General features: G+C 46.6%; 16 protein-coding genes and 1 pseudogene. 4 read left to right on the top strand and 13 right to left on the bottom strand.

The annotated features are described in order from the left end of the window. Positions 1-49: 49 nt before the first annotated feature. Positions 50-1,543, top strand: coding sequence for an aminotransferase-like domain-containing protein (locus ABH897_RS12105; RefSeq protein WP_404519900.1), 1,494 nt, complete (start codon positions 50-52; stop codon positions 1,541-1,543). A gap of 9 nt (positions 1,544-1,552) precedes the next feature. Here the strand turns inward: ABH897_RS12105 and ABH897_RS12100 are convergent, their stop codons facing one another. Continuing rightward, a complete protein-coding gene (locus ABH897_RS12100) occupies positions 1,553-2,323 on the bottom strand; it encodes an MBL fold metallo-hydrolase (RefSeq protein ID WP_283655104.1) in 771 nt (256 codons plus the stop codon). A gap of 152 nt (positions 2,324-2,475) precedes the next feature. Continuing rightward, complete coding sequence (locus tag ABH897_RS12095) at positions 2,476-3,537, bottom strand: sulfate/molybdate ABC transporter ATP-binding protein (protein ID WP_283655103.1); 1,062 nt, start codon at positions 3,535-3,537, stop codon at positions 2,476-2,478. Positions 3,538-3,771: 234 nt separating this feature from the next. On the opposite strand from ABH897_RS12095, the gene ABH897_RS12090 reads away from it, so the two are divergent. Continuing rightward, positions 3,772-4,173, top strand: a complete 402-nt coding sequence (locus ABH897_RS12090; RefSeq protein WP_283655102.1) for a secondary thiamine-phosphate synthase enzyme YjbQ — start codon at positions 3,772-3,774, stop codon at positions 4,171-4,173. 168 nt (positions 4,174-4,341) lie between these two features. Here the strand turns inward: ABH897_RS12090 and ABH897_RS12085 are convergent, their stop codons facing one another. The 3 genes from ABH897_RS12085 to ABH897_RS12075 all read right to left on the bottom strand — a co-directional run bounded on the left by ABH897_RS12085 (position 4,342) and on the right by ABH897_RS12075 (position 7,066). Beyond that, a complete protein-coding gene (locus ABH897_RS12085; RefSeq protein ID WP_283655101.1) occupies positions 4,342-4,923 on the bottom strand; it encodes a TetR/AcrR family transcriptional regulator in 582 nt (193 codons plus the stop codon). 5 nt (positions 4,924-4,928) lie between these two features. Beyond that, positions 4,929-5,561: a YigZ family protein gene (locus ABH897_RS12080; RefSeq protein ID WP_014280426.1), complete on the bottom strand. Its 633-nt coding sequence runs from the start codon at positions 5,559-5,561 to the stop codon at positions 4,929-4,931. Positions 5,562-5,710: 149 nt separating this feature from the next. Next, complete coding sequence (locus tag ABH897_RS12075; RefSeq protein ID WP_014280425.1) at positions 5,711-7,066, bottom strand: glucose-6-phosphate isomerase; 1,356 nt, start codon at positions 7,064-7,066, stop codon at positions 5,711-5,713. A gap of 251 nt (positions 7,067-7,317) precedes the next feature. Between ABH897_RS12075 and ABH897_RS12070 the strand changes: the two genes are divergently transcribed. Beyond that, positions 7,318-8,217, top strand: a complete 900-nt coding sequence (locus tag ABH897_RS12070) for an NAD(P)-dependent oxidoreductase (protein ID WP_283655100.1) — start codon at positions 7,318-7,320, stop codon at positions 8,215-8,217. A gap of 110 nt (positions 8,218-8,327) precedes the next feature. Here the strand turns inward: ABH897_RS12070 and ppnP are convergent, their stop codons facing one another. The 6 genes and pseudogenes from ppnP to ABH897_RS12040 form a co-directional block, all read right to left on the bottom strand. Continuing rightward, positions 8,328-8,642 (bottom strand): pyrimidine/purine nucleoside phosphorylase, encoded by a 315-nt coding sequence (ppnP, locus tag ABH897_RS12065; protein WP_283655099.1) that lies wholly within the window; start codon positions 8,640-8,642, stop codon positions 8,328-8,330. Positions 8,643-8,812: 170 nt separating this feature from the next. Then, positions 8,813-10,858: a transketolase gene (gene tkt, locus ABH897_RS12060; protein ID WP_404592039.1), complete on the bottom strand. Its 2,046-nt coding sequence runs from the start codon at positions 10,856-10,858 to the stop codon at positions 8,813-8,815. A 349-nt stretch (positions 10,859-11,207) separates the two neighbouring features. Continuing rightward, positions 11,208-12,322 (bottom strand): annotated as a pseudogene (locus ABH897_RS12055) (RNA-guided endonuclease TnpB family protein). An 11-nt stretch (positions 12,323-12,333) separates the two neighbouring features. After that, positions 12,334-12,732: an IS200/IS605 family transposase gene (gene tnpA / locus ABH897_RS12050; protein WP_283655097.1), complete on the bottom strand. Its 399-nt coding sequence runs from the start codon at positions 12,730-12,732 to the stop codon at positions 12,334-12,336. A 302-nt stretch (positions 12,733-13,034) separates the two neighbouring features. Beyond that, positions 13,035-13,934 (bottom strand): formyltetrahydrofolate deformylase, encoded by a 900-nt coding sequence (gene purU / locus ABH897_RS12045; protein ID WP_134910680.1) that lies wholly within the window; start codon positions 13,932-13,934, stop codon positions 13,035-13,037. Between the two features lie 22 nt (positions 13,935-13,956). Next, on the bottom strand, positions 13,957-15,084 hold the full coding sequence (locus ABH897_RS12040; protein ID WP_404519898.1) for a deoxyribonuclease IV: 1,128 nt from the start codon (positions 15,082-15,084) through the stop codon (positions 13,957-13,959). A 272-nt stretch (positions 15,085-15,356) separates the two neighbouring features. On the opposite strand from ABH897_RS12040, the gene ABH897_RS12035 reads away from it, so the two are divergent. Further along, positions 15,357-16,271 (top strand): TIGR01777 family oxidoreductase, encoded by a 915-nt coding sequence (locus ABH897_RS12035; protein WP_283655095.1) that lies wholly within the window; start codon positions 15,357-15,359, stop codon positions 16,269-16,271. Positions 16,272-16,350: 79 nt separating this feature from the next. Here ABH897_RS12035 and ABH897_RS12030 read toward each other — a convergent pair whose 3' ends face one another. After that, a complete protein-coding gene (locus tag ABH897_RS12030) occupies positions 16,351-16,701 on the bottom strand; it encodes a hypothetical protein (RefSeq protein WP_094155898.1) in 351 nt (116 codons plus the stop codon). After that, a complete protein-coding gene (locus ABH897_RS12025) occupies positions 16,701-17,822 on the bottom strand; it encodes a WXG100 family type VII secretion target (protein WP_404592037.1) in 1,122 nt (373 codons plus the stop codon). Before ABH897_RS12025 ends, ABH897_RS12030 begins: the two co-directional genes overlap by 1 nt. Positions 17,823-18,126 lie beyond the last annotated feature (304 nt).

Below are 18,126 nucleotides of genomic sequence, written 5' to 3'. Positions count from 1 at the left end.
GTTTTGAAATGTTTTATAGTAAAATACACACAAAAGGAGCGTGGACAGCATGGGCAAGAACAACAGCGAATTACTCTTTCCAGCCGATCATGCCTTAAAGCTGTATGAGCAGGTCATCCATTATGTGACTGTGCGGATTGATCGCGGGGATTGGCAAGCAGACACGAAGCTGCCGTCCGTAAGAAGCCTGGCTCAGGAGCTGGGTGTACATAGGCTAACCGTTTTCCGGGCCTATCAGGAGTTGAAGCAACGGGGGCTGGTCTATGTAAAGGACAAATCTGGATATTACGTTCATGCTTCCCCAGCGACCGGCCATGCGAAATATGCTGGCTACTCGGGGCATTCATCCATTGACCTTACGTTTCACTCCGAATCCGCCCATGCGGCAGATGATCCGTCTGTTTCAGCCTGGAGGGGAATGGATGGACTTAGCCGCGTTCAATCGGTGAATGCGAATTTTCAATTTTCCAAAGCGCTGATTGATCCGTCTCTCCTGCCCAACCGATATTGGGGTGAGCTGATGATGCAGGTATTTGAAAAGCATCCGAAAGTAGCGGCCACCTATTCCTCTGTACAGGGCGATTCCGAGCTTCGGGATGCGATGGCGCAGCATTTTAGCGTCGATAAGCATTTTGCATTGTCACCAGACGAAGTGCTGATTACCTCCGGCGCACAGCAGGCTATCGACCTGATTTCCCGTTCTCTGATCCGGACAGGAGACCGCGTGTTGACTGAGCGTCCCGCCTATGGCCCTGCTATGGAAATATTCCGCAGACAAGGTGCACGCCTGACCATGACCGATATCCAACCGGAAGGCTATGATATGGAACAGATTGAATGGTGCATGAAGACAGAAAAGCCACGTGTGTTCTATATCAATCCAACGTTTCATAACCCGACTGGCTTCACGGTACCCGATGAACAGCGCAAGCGTCTGCCCGAGCTGGCCGAGCGCTACGGCTGCCTTATTGTCGAGGACGACAGTACCTATGACATCAGCTTTGGGCAAAAGCCGCCGTTACCTATTTTCGCTTATGATATTTCGGGAAGCGTCGTCTACATTCGCAGCTATAGCAAATATGTCGCGCCAGGTCTGCGAATCGCAGCCGTGACCTGCCGACCACAGCTCATGAACAGCCTGCTGAACGTCAAAGCGCTGGTAGATAACGGCTCGCCACTGCTGAATCAAAAGCTGTTCCTGCAATACTTTCAATCTCCACGCATGCAGCAGCATCTCAAAAAGCTATGTATAGCGCTCCAGATTCGTAAGGAAACGATGGAAGACAGCCTCCGCGATTCCGGCTGGACATGGACCAGCCCGGCAGGCGGCCTCAGTCTGTGGCTCCAGTTGCCTTCTACGTTGAAACCTAATGAACTGCTCTCCAAATGCGTACAGGAGTCGGTCACCTTCGTACCGGGTAATGTATTCGATCCGATTGGCGAGGAAGGCAAAACGCATGTGAGATTGTCCTATTCGTATGCCAACGAGCTGCAAATCAAAGAAGGCATCGCGACCCTTCTCCGCATCAGCCGGACGATGTAAGGGACAGCATTATTCCAATGGCAGGCTCATTCCGGTCCGTGCCAGGCTGATCCCTTCCAGAAGCCCGTAGTTGCGTGTGGCATCCACATCATGAGACATATGTGTAAATACCGTGCGGTTGGGCTGGAGTCTCCCTATAAGCTCCTGAGCCTCCAGCATGTCATATACCGAGCGGGATGCATATTCGGCTTCTTCATGATAAAAGCTCGTTCCCAGCACGAGCAAATCCAGATTGTGCAGGGGCAGAATTTCCGCATCATTTAGTCCGATCGAATCTGAACAGTAGGCCCACGAGAAGCCGTCCTTTTCCAGTCGATAAGCGTAAGCATATCCGTTCTTCCCGTGATTCACACGCCAACCCCGGATATTCCATCCTCCAAGCAAGGCTCCCTGATCGACAGGGATAAGGTCAAGATGCCCCGGAAGCCAGGAAAATTGACGCAGGATCGTGTCGATTACCTCCTGTGGAGCGTACAAACGGCCTCTGTTTCCCGTCCAGCGGCAGGCATCCGCCCATTCCGGCAGTCCTCCAATATGGTCAAAATGTGCGTGCGTCACGAGGATCGTACGGATAAAGCGTAGCCCGCGCATTTCCAGTTGTTTGCGCCAGTCCGGGCCGCAATCAATCATAAAGTCCTCCGTCTCGCTTTCGATCATCACAGACGACCTCAGCCTCACATTTGCCCCTGTCGTGCGGGCCTCCGTACATACGAGACAATCACAATATACACGCGGAACGCCCATCGCATCCCCCGTGCCAAGAAAAATAAGCCGATTCATGGTTTAACTCCTATCTATCTGGGTGTTTTTACTACTATTATAACGAACACATCAAGTCTGCGTAAATCCTTCCAGCGCCCAACGCCAAAAGGAGCATGCCCAAACCTTGAAATCAGGCCAGACATCCCCTTAAGTATGATCGCGTTATAATTTTAAATCATAATAGGCATTGGATCTTTCTTGAGACGGTTTTCCACCATCCAACTGGACTGGTCGTTATACAGATAAGCCCGATGCACCAGTACGCGCACCTGCTGACCGGGCTCCAGCGTGGACTTCTCCAGCGAACGGTACGTCATGAGTCGATGATCCCCGACCTGTACTTCGACCATCCATTCACTCCCCCGAAAATGCAAATGCTTCACAATGCCTTCCTCGGTCGCCGACAAAAGCGCAAACTCCTCGCTTGGCCCGACATCAATATACTCCGGACGGATCAAGGCACGTGCTCCCGTTCCGGCAGCTTCCTCGAAGCCTTTGAGACTGCCCGCCTGTTCGATCACCGTCGATTCCCCAATAAAGGAAGCTACGAACGGGGTCCCTGGCTTTTTATAAATATCCCAAGGTGTTCCCTTCTGCTCCAGCCGTCCCTGATTAATCACCATAATTTCATCGGCTACTTCAATAGCCTCATCCTGATCATGCGTAACGAAAATCGAAGTGATTCCCACCCGCTCAATCAACTCCCGCAGCCAGGTACGCAGCTCCTGGCGAATCTTGGCGTCAATGGCTGCAAAAGGCTCATCCAGCAGCAGTAATTGAGGCTCCGGTGCCAAGGCGCGTGCAAAAGCAACCCGCTGCCGCTGTCCACCAGACAACTGATGCGGATAACGATGCTCGAAACCTTTGAGTCCTGTCAGCTCGACCAGCTCTGTGACGCGTTCCTTGATGCGGGCTTTGGAGCTTTTTTTCACTTTTAGACCAAAGGCAATATTGTCGTACACGCTCATGTGCTTGAACAAAGCATAGTTTTGAAATACAAATCCGATTCCGCGTTCCTGCGGGGCCAGCTCGTTTACCCTTTTTCCGTGAAAATGAATTTCTCCCGCATCCGGTTGCTCCAGACCTGCCAAAATCCGAAGAATGGACGTTTTACCGCCACCACTCGGACCGAGTAAACCAATCAGATGACCCGCTTGAATATCAAAGGATACGTCCTTAACCGCATGAAAATTACCGAAATGCTTGTTTAAACCCCTTACTTCCACATGCATAACCGTACACTTCCTTTCCGCTTCTGAACCTGTGCAGGAACAGCAGCAGCCTTGCTTACCGCAAAGCGCGTACCTCATTTGAAATCATATTATTATTCCAATGTATATACTATGTTTTTCTTATGTGATACTTTATCAAAGGAAAGCTTTCGTCGTCAACTCTATATATTACGTCAGGTGTTCATTGGGTAAAGTAAAATGGGTAAAGTAATAAGAAGAAGGGAGAGTGTAATAATGTTGCATACTTTAGAATTATCCACTAGCGGACGAGATGAGATGCGTGATATTACACGCGAGGTCGCTTCATTGATCGAAAAAAGCGGAGTCCAGGAAGGAACCGCACTGATCTATTGTCCACACACAACGGCCGGAATAGCCATTAATGAAAATGCAGACCCGGACGTCAAACATGATGTGATTTTAAGGCTGGATGAGGTTTATCCGTGGGAGCATCCCCAATATCGCCATATGGAAGGGAATACGGCATCCCACCTAAAATCTATCACCACAGGTCCCTCTCAGACTGTCATTATTCATGATGGAAAGTTGTTGCTCGGACGGTGGCAGGGGCTTTATTTTTGCGAATTCGACGGACCGCGCAGACGCCAGTACCATGTGAAAATCATGAAGGACTGACCATGCAAAAAAACAGACCATGATGTTCTCCTGCTGGATGCATCATCGTCTGTTACAATCTTAGTCGCTTTCGCAAAGTACCGTAATGATAAGGCACCGTCATGAAGTGAACATATCCAGAAAAGCGCCCTACAGATTCATAGCCGAGGCGTGTGATTGCAGGTACGCTCATAGGTTTCTGCACAGCAGCTTTACATGTGCCAAAGCAGCGGGCCTGATTTCTTCAAATGTTAAACCATCCTGAATATAAAAGGATACAAAGCCATGCATAGACAAAAACAGACTTTGCGGTACTCGTGAAGAATCTTCCTCTGAATGTCCCTGATCACTCAATTCCTGACGGATCATGGACGCGAATAATTCCACACAACGGTTTTGCTCCGTGCGACAGTAAGCGAACAGTTCTTCATCGTGCATCATGAACATAATTTCGTATTGATAAGGATTTTCCAAGCCAAAACGGATAAACTCCAGCATCAAGTGCTCCAGTCTGTTCAGACCATCCTCTGGGGTGCCTGTTGCTCCTTGTAGTAGAATTCCGCGTAACGTATTAAAATCCTCAATTACAATGGCGTAGAACAGTTCAGCCTTCTCTTTAAAATGATAGTATAACGAACCATGACTGTAACCCAGATGCTGGCCAATGCTGCGCATTGAAATCGCACGGTAGCCCTTGGTAATAAACAAGTGCCTGGCCGCTTCCAGAATCCGCCCTCTTGACAACTCCTGTTCTACTGCTCTTCTAGCCATATTTTTTATTCCCCTTCAATAAAGTAAAGCTGCTCTCCCTCCGACACAAGCGATTGCCCCTGTGTCAAGTCTGTTATCCAGTTGCTGAAGGATTCCGCATCACCAGCCAGCGGCAGACAGGTTAAGGTAACTTTATCCGTAAACATGGTTTCTCCTGTACGGATGCTGCGATTTCGCAATTCATTTTCCACTTTGCCCAACCAGGTGTAATCCAATTCCACAAAAATTTCACGATGCAGCACACGCGTAATCGCATCCCCTGCCTCAATGGCTGCAACAGCACCGTCTGAATATGCACGAATCAGACCGCCTGCTCCCAGCAAAATCCCCCCAAAGTAACGGGTAACGACAATTGCCACATTTTTCAGCTTCTGGTTACGGATAACCTCCAAAATGGGCTTGCCCGCCGTACCGCTCGGTTCACCGTCATCCGATTGCTTCTGGATTTCGTCTCGTTCCCCGATCATGTAGGCAGAACAATTATGGGTTGCGTTCCAATGCTCTTTTTTAATGCGCTCGATAAAAGCAGCCGCTTCTTCCTCGGTCTGAACAGGCTGGATGTGACCGATAAAACGGGATTTCCGGATCACAATTTCCTTGCTGCCGGAGCCGCGTACAGTTCGGTATTGTTCCAACATTTCACGTATAACCTTCCTTACTTCATTTTACAAGAAAGCAGTCCCCCGCTTCTGGCAGCCGGTGAACTGCTTTCCTGTACTTTATTTGGTGCTATACGCTATAACGCTCCTATCTGAAATCCTGTTTCAGTCAGGAGTTTACAGCTTCCTTATTCGGACAATCTCGCTTCAAGCTCCGCTTTTTGCTCTTCGAAGCCTGGTTTACCCAGCAGAGCAAACATGTTTTTCTTGTAAGCTTCTACGCCCGGTTGATCGAACGGATTCACACCCAACAGGTAGCCGCTGATGCCACAAGCTTTTTCGAAGAAATAAGCCAGGTACCCGAAGGAGTAAGGGCTCAAGTCAGGAATGTTCACAATCAGATTCGGTACTTGTCCATCTGTGTGAGCCAGCAATGTACCCTGGAATGCTTTTTTATTTACAAAGTCCACCGTTTTGCCTGCCAGGAAGTTCAGTCCATCCAGATCATCCTCATCTGCTTCGATGGTGATGTGGCTAGGTACATTTTCCACTTGGATAACCGTTTCGAAAATGTTACGGCTACCTTCCTGGATGAATTGTCCCATGGAGTGCAGGTCAGTCGAGAAGTCAACGGAAGCAGGGTAGATACCTTTGTAATCCTTGCCTTCGCTTTCGCCGTACAATTGTTTCCACCACTCGGAAACGAAATGCAGGGACGGCTCATAGTTCACGAGAATTTCAATAGCTTTACCTTTACGGTACAACGCGTTACGAACGGCTGCATATTGGTAAGCCTCGTTCTCAGCTACATTCGGATTGCTGTATTCCTTGGAAGCGTCTGCCGCCCCTTGGAGCATTTCCTCAATGTTAATGCCAGCTGTAGCAATCGGCAGCAAGCCTACTGCTGTCAGCACGGAGTAACGGCCACCTACATCATCAGGAATAATGAAGGATTCGTAGCCTTCCTCATTAGCCAGTTTTTTCAGAGCACCGCGTTCTTTATCTGTTGTTGCATAAATACGTTTGCGCGCTTCTTCTTTACCGTATTTTTTCTCCAGAGCCGCACGGAATACGCGGAAAGCGATAGCTGGCTCTGTTGTTGTACCTGATTTGGAAATGACATTCACGGAGAAATCTTTTCCTTCAATCAGTTCCAACAGATGATTCACATATGTAGAGCTGATGTTATTGCCTGCAAAATAAACAGCCGGGCCTTTGCGCTTGTCCTTAGGCAGTGCATTGTGGAAGGAATGCGACAGCATTTCAATCGCAGCGCGTGCGCCAAGGTAAGAACCGCCGATGCCGATGACGATCAGCACTTCGGAATCACTTTGGATCTTTGCAGCAGCTTTTTGGATGCGTGCAAACTCTTCTTTATCATAATTGGTAGGCAAGTCAATCCAACCCAGGAAATCGGAACCTACACCGGTTTGGTTATGCAGCTGCTCATGAGCCAGCTTGATGGGTTCTGCAAAATAATCAATTTCGTGCTGTCCTACAAAGGAGAGCGCTTTGGTGTAATCAAAAATAACTTTTTTAGACATGTTTGGAACCTCCTGTTTTGTATTGCTAAGACCATGAATACGAACATAAGGACTTAGGAATAGGATACTTTAATTTGCAGGGCCTGACAAGCTTGCGTTACCTGTATGTCCGGTGCCTTGCCAGACCCTAGTCTAGATAGGGTGGCATACCCATGCTACAATAAACGGAGATCAACTGATTCAAACCGTCAAATCAAGCCGAACTCGCATCTGCATCGGACGGCAACCTCCAACAAGAAAGGTGATTAGCTATGAAGAACATCGGATTTATCGGACTGGGCACCATGGGCGCCCCGATGGCATCCAACCTGCTGAAACAGGGATATGGAGTCACGGTCTACAACCGCACCGCCTCACGCTGCGAACCACTGGCAGAACAAGGCGCACGTACGGCTTCAACGCCCCGTGAGGCGGCTGAAGGCCAGCAGCTGGTCATTACCATGGTCAGCGATGATCACTCGATCCGTGATATCTACTACGGCGAGGACGGCGTGTTTGCCGGTCTTACGTCTGGTGTAACTGTGATGGACAACAGCACCATTTCACCTGAGCTGGTCAAACAACTGGCCGCCGAAGCGGACAAGCTGGGCTGTTCCTTCATTGATGCTCCAGTAACGGGCAGTAAGCCTGCTGCTGTAGACGGCACGCTTGTGTTCATGGTTGGCGGTGACGCGGAGGCCATTGCCGCACAGTCGGACGTTTTTGATACGCTGGGCAAAAAGGTGCTTCACATGGGACCGAATGGCAGCGGAGCCGTCGCCAAGCTCGCACATAACACGATGGTCGGTATTAACAACCTCGCTCTGGCTGAGGGCTTCGCCATTGCTGCTAAGTCCGGCATTCCGGCGGAAAGCTTCCTTGAACTGGTACAGCTCGGATCGGCAGGCAGCAAGGCTGCTGACCTGAAAGGACGCAAAATCATCGAGCATGATTTCAGCAACCAGTTCTCACTGGCCTTGATGCTCAAAGACTTGAAGCTTGCTGCCTCGCTGACGGATAGCCAGTCCATCCCGGCGCCTATGCTGTCCATTGCCAAAAGCCTGTTTCAAGCCGGGCAAACGCAAGGCTATGGCGACGAGGACTTATCCGCTGTCGTGAAGACCTATGAATCGTGGATCGGCCGCACTATTGGCGGTAAGCCACTCGAATAAGCCGCATCCTTCTTTTTAACCATGTTGCTGTGCTTTTGTACATATCGCATAGCTTATAGGGTAAGCACACTTGACTTAGAGTCGAGTGGTGCTTGCCCTTTTTTCACTACTTATTCCGGGTAAGAACAGCAGTAATCTGTTACGCTTCGTACTTCCAGCTTGAATGAAGATTGTGCAGGCACGTGGAACGTTGCCGTTCCCTGTATTTCCAGCCATTCCTCAGTACCTGGAAGCAACACCTTCAAATCCCCTGCCAAAATCTCCATAATCTCACGAGAATCCGTTCCGAATTCATACGTTCCAGGCAGCATAATACCCAATGTAACCTTACTGCCATCACCCAAAATAACTGTACGGCTTGTGACCTGACCGCCGTAATATACATTTGCTTTTTTAACTACGCTGACTCCATCAAACTGTGTCATTCGTTATCCCCTCATCTGCTCATCAATGGTTGAATGAATATTTATGGATCATAACATAGTTTTGATCCAAGCCTCAGTATGAAAATACACAAGGCTACAAAATTCCTCAATGTATGAAACAAACAGCCGTAAGCCTTGCTCAGGTTACGACTGTCTGTTTAAAGATTGTTTTATTTCAACAAAGTTTTTACACGATTAACAACGTTCTCTACCGTAAAGCCATATTCCTTAATGACGCGGTCGCCAGGTGCGGATGCGCCAAATGTGCTGATACCGAGAATGTCGCCTTGGTCGCCGACATATTTTTCCCAGCCCAGTGGATAAGCCATTTCTACAGCCAAACGTGCTTTTACTTCAGGCAGTAGAACGGAATCTTTGTATGCTTTGTCTTGTTTTTCGAACAGATCCCAGCTTGGGAAGCTGATAACGCGTACTTGGATACCTTGCTCCGCCAGTGCTTCCTGGGCTTTAACAGCCAGTTGTACTTCGGAACCCGTAGCCAGAATTTGAGCAACCGGCTTGCTGTCTGTCGCATCTGCAACGACATAAGCACCGCGTTTGATACCTTCGCGTGCATGCTCAGCAGTAGCAGCCAGGATTGGCAGGTTTTGACGAGTCAATACCAGAGCAACCGGGTTTTTCTTGTTTTCCAGCGTGTAAGCCCAAGCAGCAGAAGTTTCATTGCCGTCCGCCGGACGAATGACCGTCAGGTTCGGGATAATACGCAGGGAAGCCAATTGTTCGATTGGCTCATGAGTCGGGCCATCTTCACCAACAGCAATACTGTCGTGAGTCAGAACGTAAGTAACAGGCAATCCCATCAGAGCTGCCAAACGAACGGCCGGACGCAGGTAATCCGTAAACACGAAGAATGTACCGCCGAATACTTTTACCCCTTGGTGCAATGTCATACCATTCATCGCAGCAGCCATACCAAACTCACGGATACCGAAATAGATGTTACGGCCGGCATAGTCTTCTGGTGTAAAGTTCGTCAGGTTGTTCAAGTGTGTCATCGTGGAGCTTTCCAGATCGGCAGATCCGCCAGTCAGGAACGGTACGTTTGGAGCCAATCCGTTCAGTGCATTACCGGAAGCCACACGAGTCGAAACTGCTTTGTCTTCGGTCGTGTACTTCGGAAGATCACGGTCCCATCCTTCTGGAAGGTCGCCGTTTACGGCTGTTTCGAACTGAGCTGCCAGGTCAGGGTGAGCCGCTTTGTATTTCGCGAACTGCTCATCCCATGCTTTGTTAGCTGCGATGCCGCGCTCTTTTACTTTAGCAAAATGCTCACGAACCTCTTGCGGTACATGGAAGTCCTCTTCATATACCCATTTGTAAAATTCTTTAGTCAGCTTGGCTTCGTCTGCACCCAGTGGGGAACCGTGAGTACCGCCATGTCCGCCTTTACCTTGTTTGTTCGGACTTCCGTAGCCGATGACTGTTTTCACTTCAATCAACGTAGGGCGTGTCGAGTCGCCTTGCGCTTCCTCAATCGCTTTTTGGATCGCTGGAAGGTCGTTACCATCTTCTACGCGCAGCACTTGCCAGTTGTAAGCTTCAAAACGTTTTGCAACACTTTCGGAAGAGGACAGGTTCAGCTTGCCGTCCAGTGTAATATCGTTGGAATCAAATAATACAATCAGCTTGCCCAATTGTAGACGCCCAGCCAGCGAAGCCGCTTCGTGAGACAGGCCTTCCATCAGATCGCCGTCGCCGCAGATTGCATACGTGAAGTGATCCACAACTTTGAATTGATCTTTATTATAGGTAGCGCCCAGTTGAGCTTCAGCCATTGCCATACCTACGGCCATAGCTACACCTTGTCCCAGAGGTCCGGTCGTAGCGTCTACACCAGCGGTATGTCCAAACTCAGGGTGACCTGGTGTAAGGCTGCCCCATTGACGGAATTGTTTCAGTTCTTCCATAGGCAGATCATAGCCGCTCAGGTGCAGCAGGCTGTACAGCAGCATGGAGCCGTGTCCTGCGGACAGTACAAAACGGTCACGGTTAATCCATGTAGGGTGATTCGGGTTATGATTCATCGTTTTAGCAAAAAGTTGGTAGCCCATCGGCGCGGAACCCATCGGCATGCCGGGATGTCCCGAGTTTGCTTTCTCGATAGCATCGATTGCCAACGTACGGATTGTCGTAATGGACAAATTGTCGATCGTGGAGTTTTCATCCTTTTGAATCGTTTGATTCTGGTCAGTCATAGTTAGCCTCCTCATATTGTAAAAAGTATGCCAATTGCATTTGGTCATGCTCTCCAATACCGCCGTCCGATATAGTAACGACGCCCATTGAAGTGAGTGAATCTGCTTGAATGTTTCAATATGACTTATACATCCTTAAATATTGTACCATTTGCCGTGCAGGTTTGCCAGATCGTTTATAAAGATGGTTGTCGAAATGTCGTACCGAGTCCTCATATAAATATACCCGCAAAGTATTAACCTCATGTGTACTACCCTCCACTTACGCTAACGCTTAGAGGTGAGGGCTTCTAAGGTAATCGTACCTAACGGTACGAGCTATCAAGCCTGAACCATGCTCTATTGTGGGCTACAATTGCTCTAACAGCCGCAATCCTTCGCTTCTGATATTGATAGAAGCGTTCCCATCCCTATCTGACACAAAACCACATTCACAGTGGAATATACGTTCAGAAAGGGATAGAGATTCCTTTACTTTACCGCAACACGAGCAAGTCTTAGACGATGGAAACCACTTGTCTATTTTTATCAGTTTTTTTCCTTGCTCCTCTAACTTGTATTGGAGAAATGTCGTGAACATTCCCCAAGCATTGTCAGCAACGCTTTTGCCAAAGTTCAGGGCTTGCGACATTCCTTTCATATTGAGGTCTTCAATGACCACTCCGTCATACCGTTTGGCCAATTTGTGTGATTCCTTATGTAGAAAGTCTTTTCGTTGGTTGGTGATTTTTTCATGAATCTTTGCTACTACCATCCTTTGCTTGTTCCAACGAGAAGAACCTTTCACACGTCTGGATAAGGTACGTTGTGCTTTCACTAAACGATCTAACATTTGACGGTAGAAACGAGGATAATTGGCTTTCTCACCCTCACTACCGACATATAGTTCAGCCATTGTAAAGTCTAACCCAACGACGGTTTCGACTTGTTTTTGAATACGTTCCGTCTCATATTCAGTGAGAATAGACACGTAGTATTTCCCAGTGGATGTCATCGAGATCGTACATGACTTCATGATATGTTCAGCAGGGATTTCTCTATGTTGTTTTACTTTCACCCGTTTGAGCTTTGGTAATTTGATATAGCCATTCATAAGCATAATGTTTCCGTTCATAACATGGGTTGTGTATGATTTTCTTGCCTTCTTACTCTTGAATGTAGGGAAATCAGTCGTTCCACTATAGAAATTTCTGTAAGCAGTCTGCAAGTTTAATTGGGCATTAGCCAATGCCAAAGAATCGACTTCTTTCAGCCACACAAACTCATCTTTGTATTTGCAGGGGTAGGGAACTTTTGCTTTTTCAAGGCTTCTTTATCGTCCTTGAATTGTTCGTAAACTTCCTTGCGTTCAGCTAACATTTTGTTATACACAAAACGAACACAACCAAAAGTTTTACGCATAAGGTGGGCTTGTTCCTCTGTTGGATACAAACGGAACTTATATGCTTTATTATATTTAGCCATATATTCTCACCTCACTTTTGGCCTTGATTTTCTATATACTTCTTTATTACCTCAACAGGCGAGCCACCTGTTGTAAGTAAGCAAAAACTTCTTGACCAAAACATTTCTTTCCAAAGCTTCTTTCTGACTTGCGGAAAATCTCTTTTGATGAGTCGAGAACTTGCACTCTTATACGCATTTATGAACTTTGTCATTTCAGTGTTCGGATGTGCTTTGAACAGAACGTGAACATGGTTATTGTCATGATTCCATTCCATCAGAGTTATGTTGTAACCCTCCGCAAGTCGCACAAACATGTCTTTTGCATAATCGGATATTTCATCATCAAATACATTTCTTCTATATTTCACGACAAGTACGAGATGATAATACAATAAGAACACTGAATGATTATTACTATCTAATTTCATTGATATACCAATCCTTATACTCGATACGACTGATTATAAACCAACCCAAATAATAAGCAAACCTTTTTGGCTACGCCAAACTGAAATTCATCTCCACCTTACCATTGGAACTAACGTTCCTTAACACGCTTGAAGATGGAGACTTAATTTAGAAAATCGTTTAAAAATCATAAAATCGCGACAAATAATGCATTTTGTCCGGTTTTGACACCCGCAGCTGTAGAAAAAAGCAAAAAACCCGTCATTTCGACGGGCTTTGCTTGTAAGAAGTATGAACTTTTACATTTTAAAAAATATAAAAATCAGTTAAAAACGACCGTTTTATTTTCATGAACCAAAATTCGGTCCTCTGCATGCCACTTCACGGCTCTTGCCAAAACGACCCGCTCAATGGTGCGACCGATCCGTTTTAACTCATTGACATCATCACCGTGGCTTACCCGCTGCACATCCTGCTCGATGATCGGGCCGCCGTCCAGTTCCTCAGTTACATAATGCGCAGTAGCGCCAATAATTTTCACACCGCGATTATAGGCTTGAGCATATGGCTTTCCACCCACGAATGCAGGCAGGAACGAATGATGGATATTAATGATCCGGTTGCGATAATGCTCAATGAACTTGGGTGAAATAATCTGCATGTACCGGGCCAAAATAATGACGTCGATATCCTCACCAATAACCTCCAGTTGACGGCGCTCCGCCTCCGGCTTGGTATCGGCTGTCACTGGAATATGGTGATACGGAATGCCGAATGATTCCACGTACTCCTTCATATCCGGATGATTGCTGACGACCAAAGAAATATCCGCGTCCAGATCCCCTGCCTGCCATTGCCACAATAGCTCTACCAGACAATGATCTTCTTTGGAAACGAAAATAGCGAGCTTTTTCTTGCGGCTGACCGCTGAAATCGTCCACTCCATCCGGAATTGTTCTGCAACCGCGGCAAAATCCTGCTCCAGTTGGGGCTGGGTTTCACTCAAATATGGCAGATCAAATTCAACCCGCATAAAAAACATACCGCCGGACGGGTCCATCGTGTATTGATCAGATTGAACAATATTGGCTCCATGCTCGTACAAAAAGCGAGACACGGCCGCTACAATACCCGGGCCATCAGGACAGGATACGAGCATACGCGCACGGTTTTCATGCGCAGATTGAGTACTGTTTGGCTGATGTTTTACGTGAAGTTCCATGTGGCTACAAATCCCCCTTGGCTTATACTGTCACTGGCAAATGACTGCCGGCAAACCAGGCAATCAGACGATGATTAATATGTTCTTCGCTCAGCTCTGGAAACAGGGCTGCTTCCGTGATCATGTCGTACAGACGCTCCAGCGGCTCACGTGGGTCGGCTTTTCTCGCTTTGGCATCATTTTTCAGCAGCGTCCAGGTGTCTAGCACAAATTTTCGTACATCCACATCCTGCTTTTTGAAAAACGAATTCAATTGCTCTACTTGACCCAAAAATTCATCGCCAAAACGCTCCTTCACATTCCCGCGAAGCAAAGCTATTTCAACCTCATACATTGGACGCTGAGTTTTGGCTTCCTTTCCGATCCATGGCGTTTCCAAAATAAATGGACGTCCTTGAAGTGCTTCATGATGCACCACATTATGAATGGTCTGATAGCCAATCCAGCCCGATCCAATCGGAGTATGGCGGTCTTTATGAGCGCCGACTGGATTTTTACTGTCATTGACGTGAACCACTGCGATGCGATCCAGCCCGACAATACGATCAAATTGCTCCAACACGCCGTCCAGATCATTCACAATATCATAGCCCGCATCGTGAATGTGACAGGTATCCATACAGACAGTAAGACGCTCGTTGTGCTCTACTTTATCTATAATGGAGGCAATTTCCTCGAAGCTACGTCCCATTTCGGTGCCTTTGCCTGCCATCGTTTCCAGCGCAATGTTAACATCCGTCTCCTTCACACCGTTCAGTACCTCGTTCAAGCCATCAGCAATACGCTGAATGCCATACTCTGCATCCTTATCGGTAAAAGCGCCCGGATGAAGCACGATATTTTTCACGCCAATCGCGTGGGTGCGACGAATTTCCTCCTGAAGAAAGCTGACTGCCAGCTCATAGGTATTTTCTTTGTAAGAGCCGAGATTGATAATATACGGGGCATGCACCACGATATCATCCATCCCTTTTTCAGCCATCAACTGCTTGCCTTCCTCCAGATACATGGATTCCATCGGCTTACGACGCGTGTTTTGCGGTGCACCCGTGTATATCATGAACGAGCTGGACCCGTATGAAGACCCTTCTTTTGTAGCGCTGAGCAGACCCTTGTCCGAAAAGGACACATGAGAACCAATTTTCAGCATGATTCGGTTTCATCCCCTTATCCCTGTTATTCTGTTATGCTTATCTTATTTTGATTTAATCATTTTAACGTGATTATCGAAATCAAACAACATGGCTTTTATGGTAGTGCACACACAAATCAGGATTACACGAAGGGAAACGAGGTAAATGAAAGCATGGATTGACATCCTTTAGCGTATACAGATACATTCGAATGAGGTTTTTTTCTTGAAAAGGGTTATATTCTATAACATACATATTTTTTTGCGAATCGGAAGGAGAGTCAAACTCCATGAACATCGTCATATGCGGAGGTACTGGATTAGTAGGGTGTGCGCTGACCAAAAGCTTGCTCAACGACGGGCATACGGTGAAGGTAATCACCCGTAAACCCATGGTAGGTCACGAAGCGAGCCCACGCTTGCAATATATGAGCTGGAACGAACTGAAACAAAAGCCGGAAGCATTAGAGGGCACAGATGTGGCCGTTAATTTGGCAGGCGAAACGCTGAATCAGCGCTGGACGGATAAGTCCAAACAAAAAATTCTCCAATCACGCCTGCTGTCTGTTGCCAAATTGGCCCAAGCACTAAATGCTCTGCAAAAAAAGCCGGAAGTTATCATTCAGGCTTCGGCTGTCGCCGCCTACGGCACATCTCTTACTGAAACGTTCGATGAAACCAGCCCGCGCCGTTCGGAAGACTTTCTGTCTCAAGTGGTCGAGCAGTGGGAGGAAGCCGCCAACGCCTACCCTTCCGATACCCGGTTAATCAAGCTGCGCATTAGTCTCGTACTGGACAGCAAACGCGGTGCATTTCCACTGATGAAGCTGCCTTACAGCTTTGGATTCGGCGGAAAAATAGGCAGCGGCCATCAATGGATGAGTTGGATTCATATTAAGGATATCGTCCGCCTGATCACCCACTGCATCCATACGCCGGATATCACTGGGGCTGTGAACGCTTCATCACCACATCCGTTGACGAACGACCAGTTTGGTAGAACCGTGGCTGAGGTATACCACCGTCCACACTGGTTTCCCGTTCCCGGCGTTCTCGTACAAAAGCTAGTCGGTGAGATGAGTACCCTCGTATTGGATGGTCAAAAAGTAATCCCGCGCAAGGCGCTGGAGCACGGATTTCAGTTTAAATATCCTTCACTGAAGGAAGCACTGGAGGAATTATATTCTCCTCATAAGCAGCATTGAATTGATTTTAAAAAGAGGAACTCTATGTGGCGGCATCTCACCAGCTCAGAGTTCCTTTTTTAGATAATCTATTTTCATTTTAGCCTATCCCTTCAGCTATCCTCTCAACTATTTCCTTATCAAAATCATCTAGTTCAGCCATTAAAAGATCATATTGTTTTATAGATTCAGAGGTGTTCAATACTCGAAGTACAGCAATACTGTAGTGTCCAAGAGTATCAATACCAAATAGCTTATTTACCTTAGGATCTCTGAACTGGCTAATATGCTTCAATTTTTCGATAATTTTTTCGTTGCAGAGCTTCTTTTTTGCTATCTGACTCATAGCATTCATCATAACCTGGTTATGATGAATATCCAGACACTCCACCAATTTATCGTCACTTATCTTTCCCTCTCGTATTTCTTTTGATAAAGTAAGTAGATTCATTATACAATAATTCTCTCTGCTTCTTTTATTTCCACCATATAAGCCCTAAGCTCCATGATAATTCTATTTTTGAATTCATATGTTACATCCAAACTTGGAAATCCTTTAGCCTTATCATCAAGGAAATGTTGATACTCATGTCGCAATGCACTAATTGAAGCATCCTCATATATATTCAGCTGACCAGGCTTCCCTGATCCTTTGGGAGCATACGCCATAATATCTCTATCCAAAATCCTAACTTCAACGCCCGCTTCTTGTGTGTTTTTAATAATGTTACTCCACTCTTCTGGGTGAGAAAGTCTTCCCGGACCATAAATATCCCTAAATGGGTCAGCATCATTTTTACCTAACATATTATCAGATAAACGTTTTGAAGTCCCTTCGGCTTCAACAATAGTCCCAGATTTCACCTCATATTTTATTGACGATCCCAAACCAACTTTAGGCTTAATTACTGAGCTAACTCCTCCAAATATTGCTGCTGTACTAATCATATTGGCCCAATGTTCCTTTGACCAGGCATTTGTAGGCATTGTAGCTTCTCTGATCGTTCCATGTACACCAAAAGTCCAGAAGTTAAAAAAATCATTTGCTGAATCAAACTGCTTGGATGCTCGCTCCGCATATCCTTGATACAGACCTTTCGGAATACCAAATGTCCAATAGTCTAAAAATCCTCCTACTGAATCATAGCGTTTTTCATACCTTTCCTCAGCAGCGTTCAAGAAATCTTGACCAAGCTCCAATAAACTATCTGCCGATTTCTGAAACGCATTTCGTGTATCTGGAGGAGGAACAGCACATGCATTAGGTGGAGGTGGTAAACAACTTGCGTCAATGTAACCTGCTTTCATCAGATCAGCTAATCTGAATTTGTCTGCATGGTGACGTAGCTCCCTCGCAATAGAATCCGTCAGGGTAACAAAGTCAGTCATATTCTTCTGAGAGACTTGAAATTGACTATAAAATTGTTGTTTAGTTGTACCATCCCATGATTGCTGCATAAAAGAAATTTGCTGCATCAATTGACTATTCATCTGAATCGCTGTTTTCTGTGCAAGGTCAAATTGCTTGGAGACGGTTATAAGTTGTTCAGGAGTCACTTTAATGGTTGTCATAATTTACCTCGGTTCAAGTTCATTATGACATGATAGCATTATTCAAATTTATGGAAAACAGCCTTATCTCCTAAATTGTTATAAGAAAGAGTGTTTCTTTATACCTGTATCAAAAGACTTAGCCCTGAGTATCGCAAATAGTCATTCACACGTTCTTTTCACAAGAAGAATGAGCAATCGAAGGCTAATCCATTTATCGTCCCAAGTCTTGAGAAAAAGTTTACCGTCAATGAGTTTTCCGGTTTTGTACATAGATAAGCTCCTTTACGGAATAGAGGGGTTGTTGATTACAGGTTTAAAGCTA

It is taken from the genome of Paenibacillus sp. RC73 (assembly GCF_044908085.1).
GTDB lineage: Bacteria > Bacillota > Bacilli > Paenibacillales > Paenibacillaceae > Paenibacillus > Paenibacillus terrae_A.
The sequence above is the reverse complement of the archived record's forward strand: the minus strand, read 5'-3'. Positions and strand labels throughout refer to the sequence as shown.

Coding starts and splice junctions, on each gene's coding strand:
- ABH897_RS12105 (WP_404519900.1), top strand. CDS start 50: ATGGGCAAGAACAACAGCGAATTACTCTTTCCAGCCGATCATGCCTTA.
- ABH897_RS12100 (WP_283655104.1), bottom strand. CDS start 2,323: ATGAATCGGCTTATTTTTCTTGGCACGGGGGATGCGATGGGCGTTCCG.
- ABH897_RS12095 (WP_283655103.1), bottom strand. CDS start 3,537: ATGCATGTGGAAGTAAGGGGTTTAAACAAGCATTTCGGTAATTTTCAT.
- ABH897_RS12090 (WP_283655102.1), top strand. CDS start 3,772: ATGTTGCATACTTTAGAATTATCCACTAGCGGACGAGATGAGATGCGT.
- ABH897_RS12085 (WP_283655101.1), bottom strand. CDS start 4,923: ATGGCTAGAAGAGCAGTAGAACAGGAGTTGTCAAGAGGGCGGATTCTG.
- ABH897_RS12080 (WP_014280426.1), bottom strand. CDS start 5,561: ATGTTGGAACAATACCGAACTGTACGCGGCTCCGGCAGCAAGGAAATT.
- ABH897_RS12075 (WP_014280425.1), bottom strand. CDS start 7,066: ATGTCTAAAAAAGTTATTTTTGATTACACCAAAGCGCTCTCCTTTGTA.
- ABH897_RS12070 (WP_283655100.1), top strand. CDS start 7,318: ATGAAGAACATCGGATTTATCGGACTGGGCACCATGGGCGCCCCGATG.
- ppnP (WP_283655099.1), bottom strand. CDS start 8,642: ATGACACAGTTTGATGGAGTCAGCGTAGTTAAAAAAGCAAATGTATAT.
- tkt (WP_404592039.1), bottom strand. CDS start 10,858: ATGACTGACCAGAATCAAACGATTCAAAAGGATGAAAACTCCACGATC.
- tnpA (WP_283655097.1), bottom strand. CDS start 12,732: ATGAAATTAGATAGTAATAATCATTCAGTGTTCTTATTGTATTATCAT.
- purU (WP_134910680.1), bottom strand. CDS start 13,934: ATGGAACTTCACGTAAAACATCAGCCAAACAGTACTCAATCTGCGCAT.
- ABH897_RS12040 (WP_404519898.1), bottom strand. CDS start 15,084: ATGCTGAAAATTGGTTCTCATGTGTCCTTTTCGGACAAGGGTCTGCTC.
- ABH897_RS12035 (WP_283655095.1), top strand. CDS start 15,357: ATGAACATCGTCATATGCGGAGGTACTGGATTAGTAGGGTGTGCGCTG.
- ABH897_RS12030 (WP_094155898.1), bottom strand. CDS start 16,701: ATGAATCTACTTACTTTATCAAAAGAAATACGAGAGGGAAAGATAAGT.
- ABH897_RS12025 (WP_404592037.1), bottom strand. CDS start 17,822: ATGACAACCATTAAAGTGACTCCTGAACAACTTATAACCGTCTCCAAG.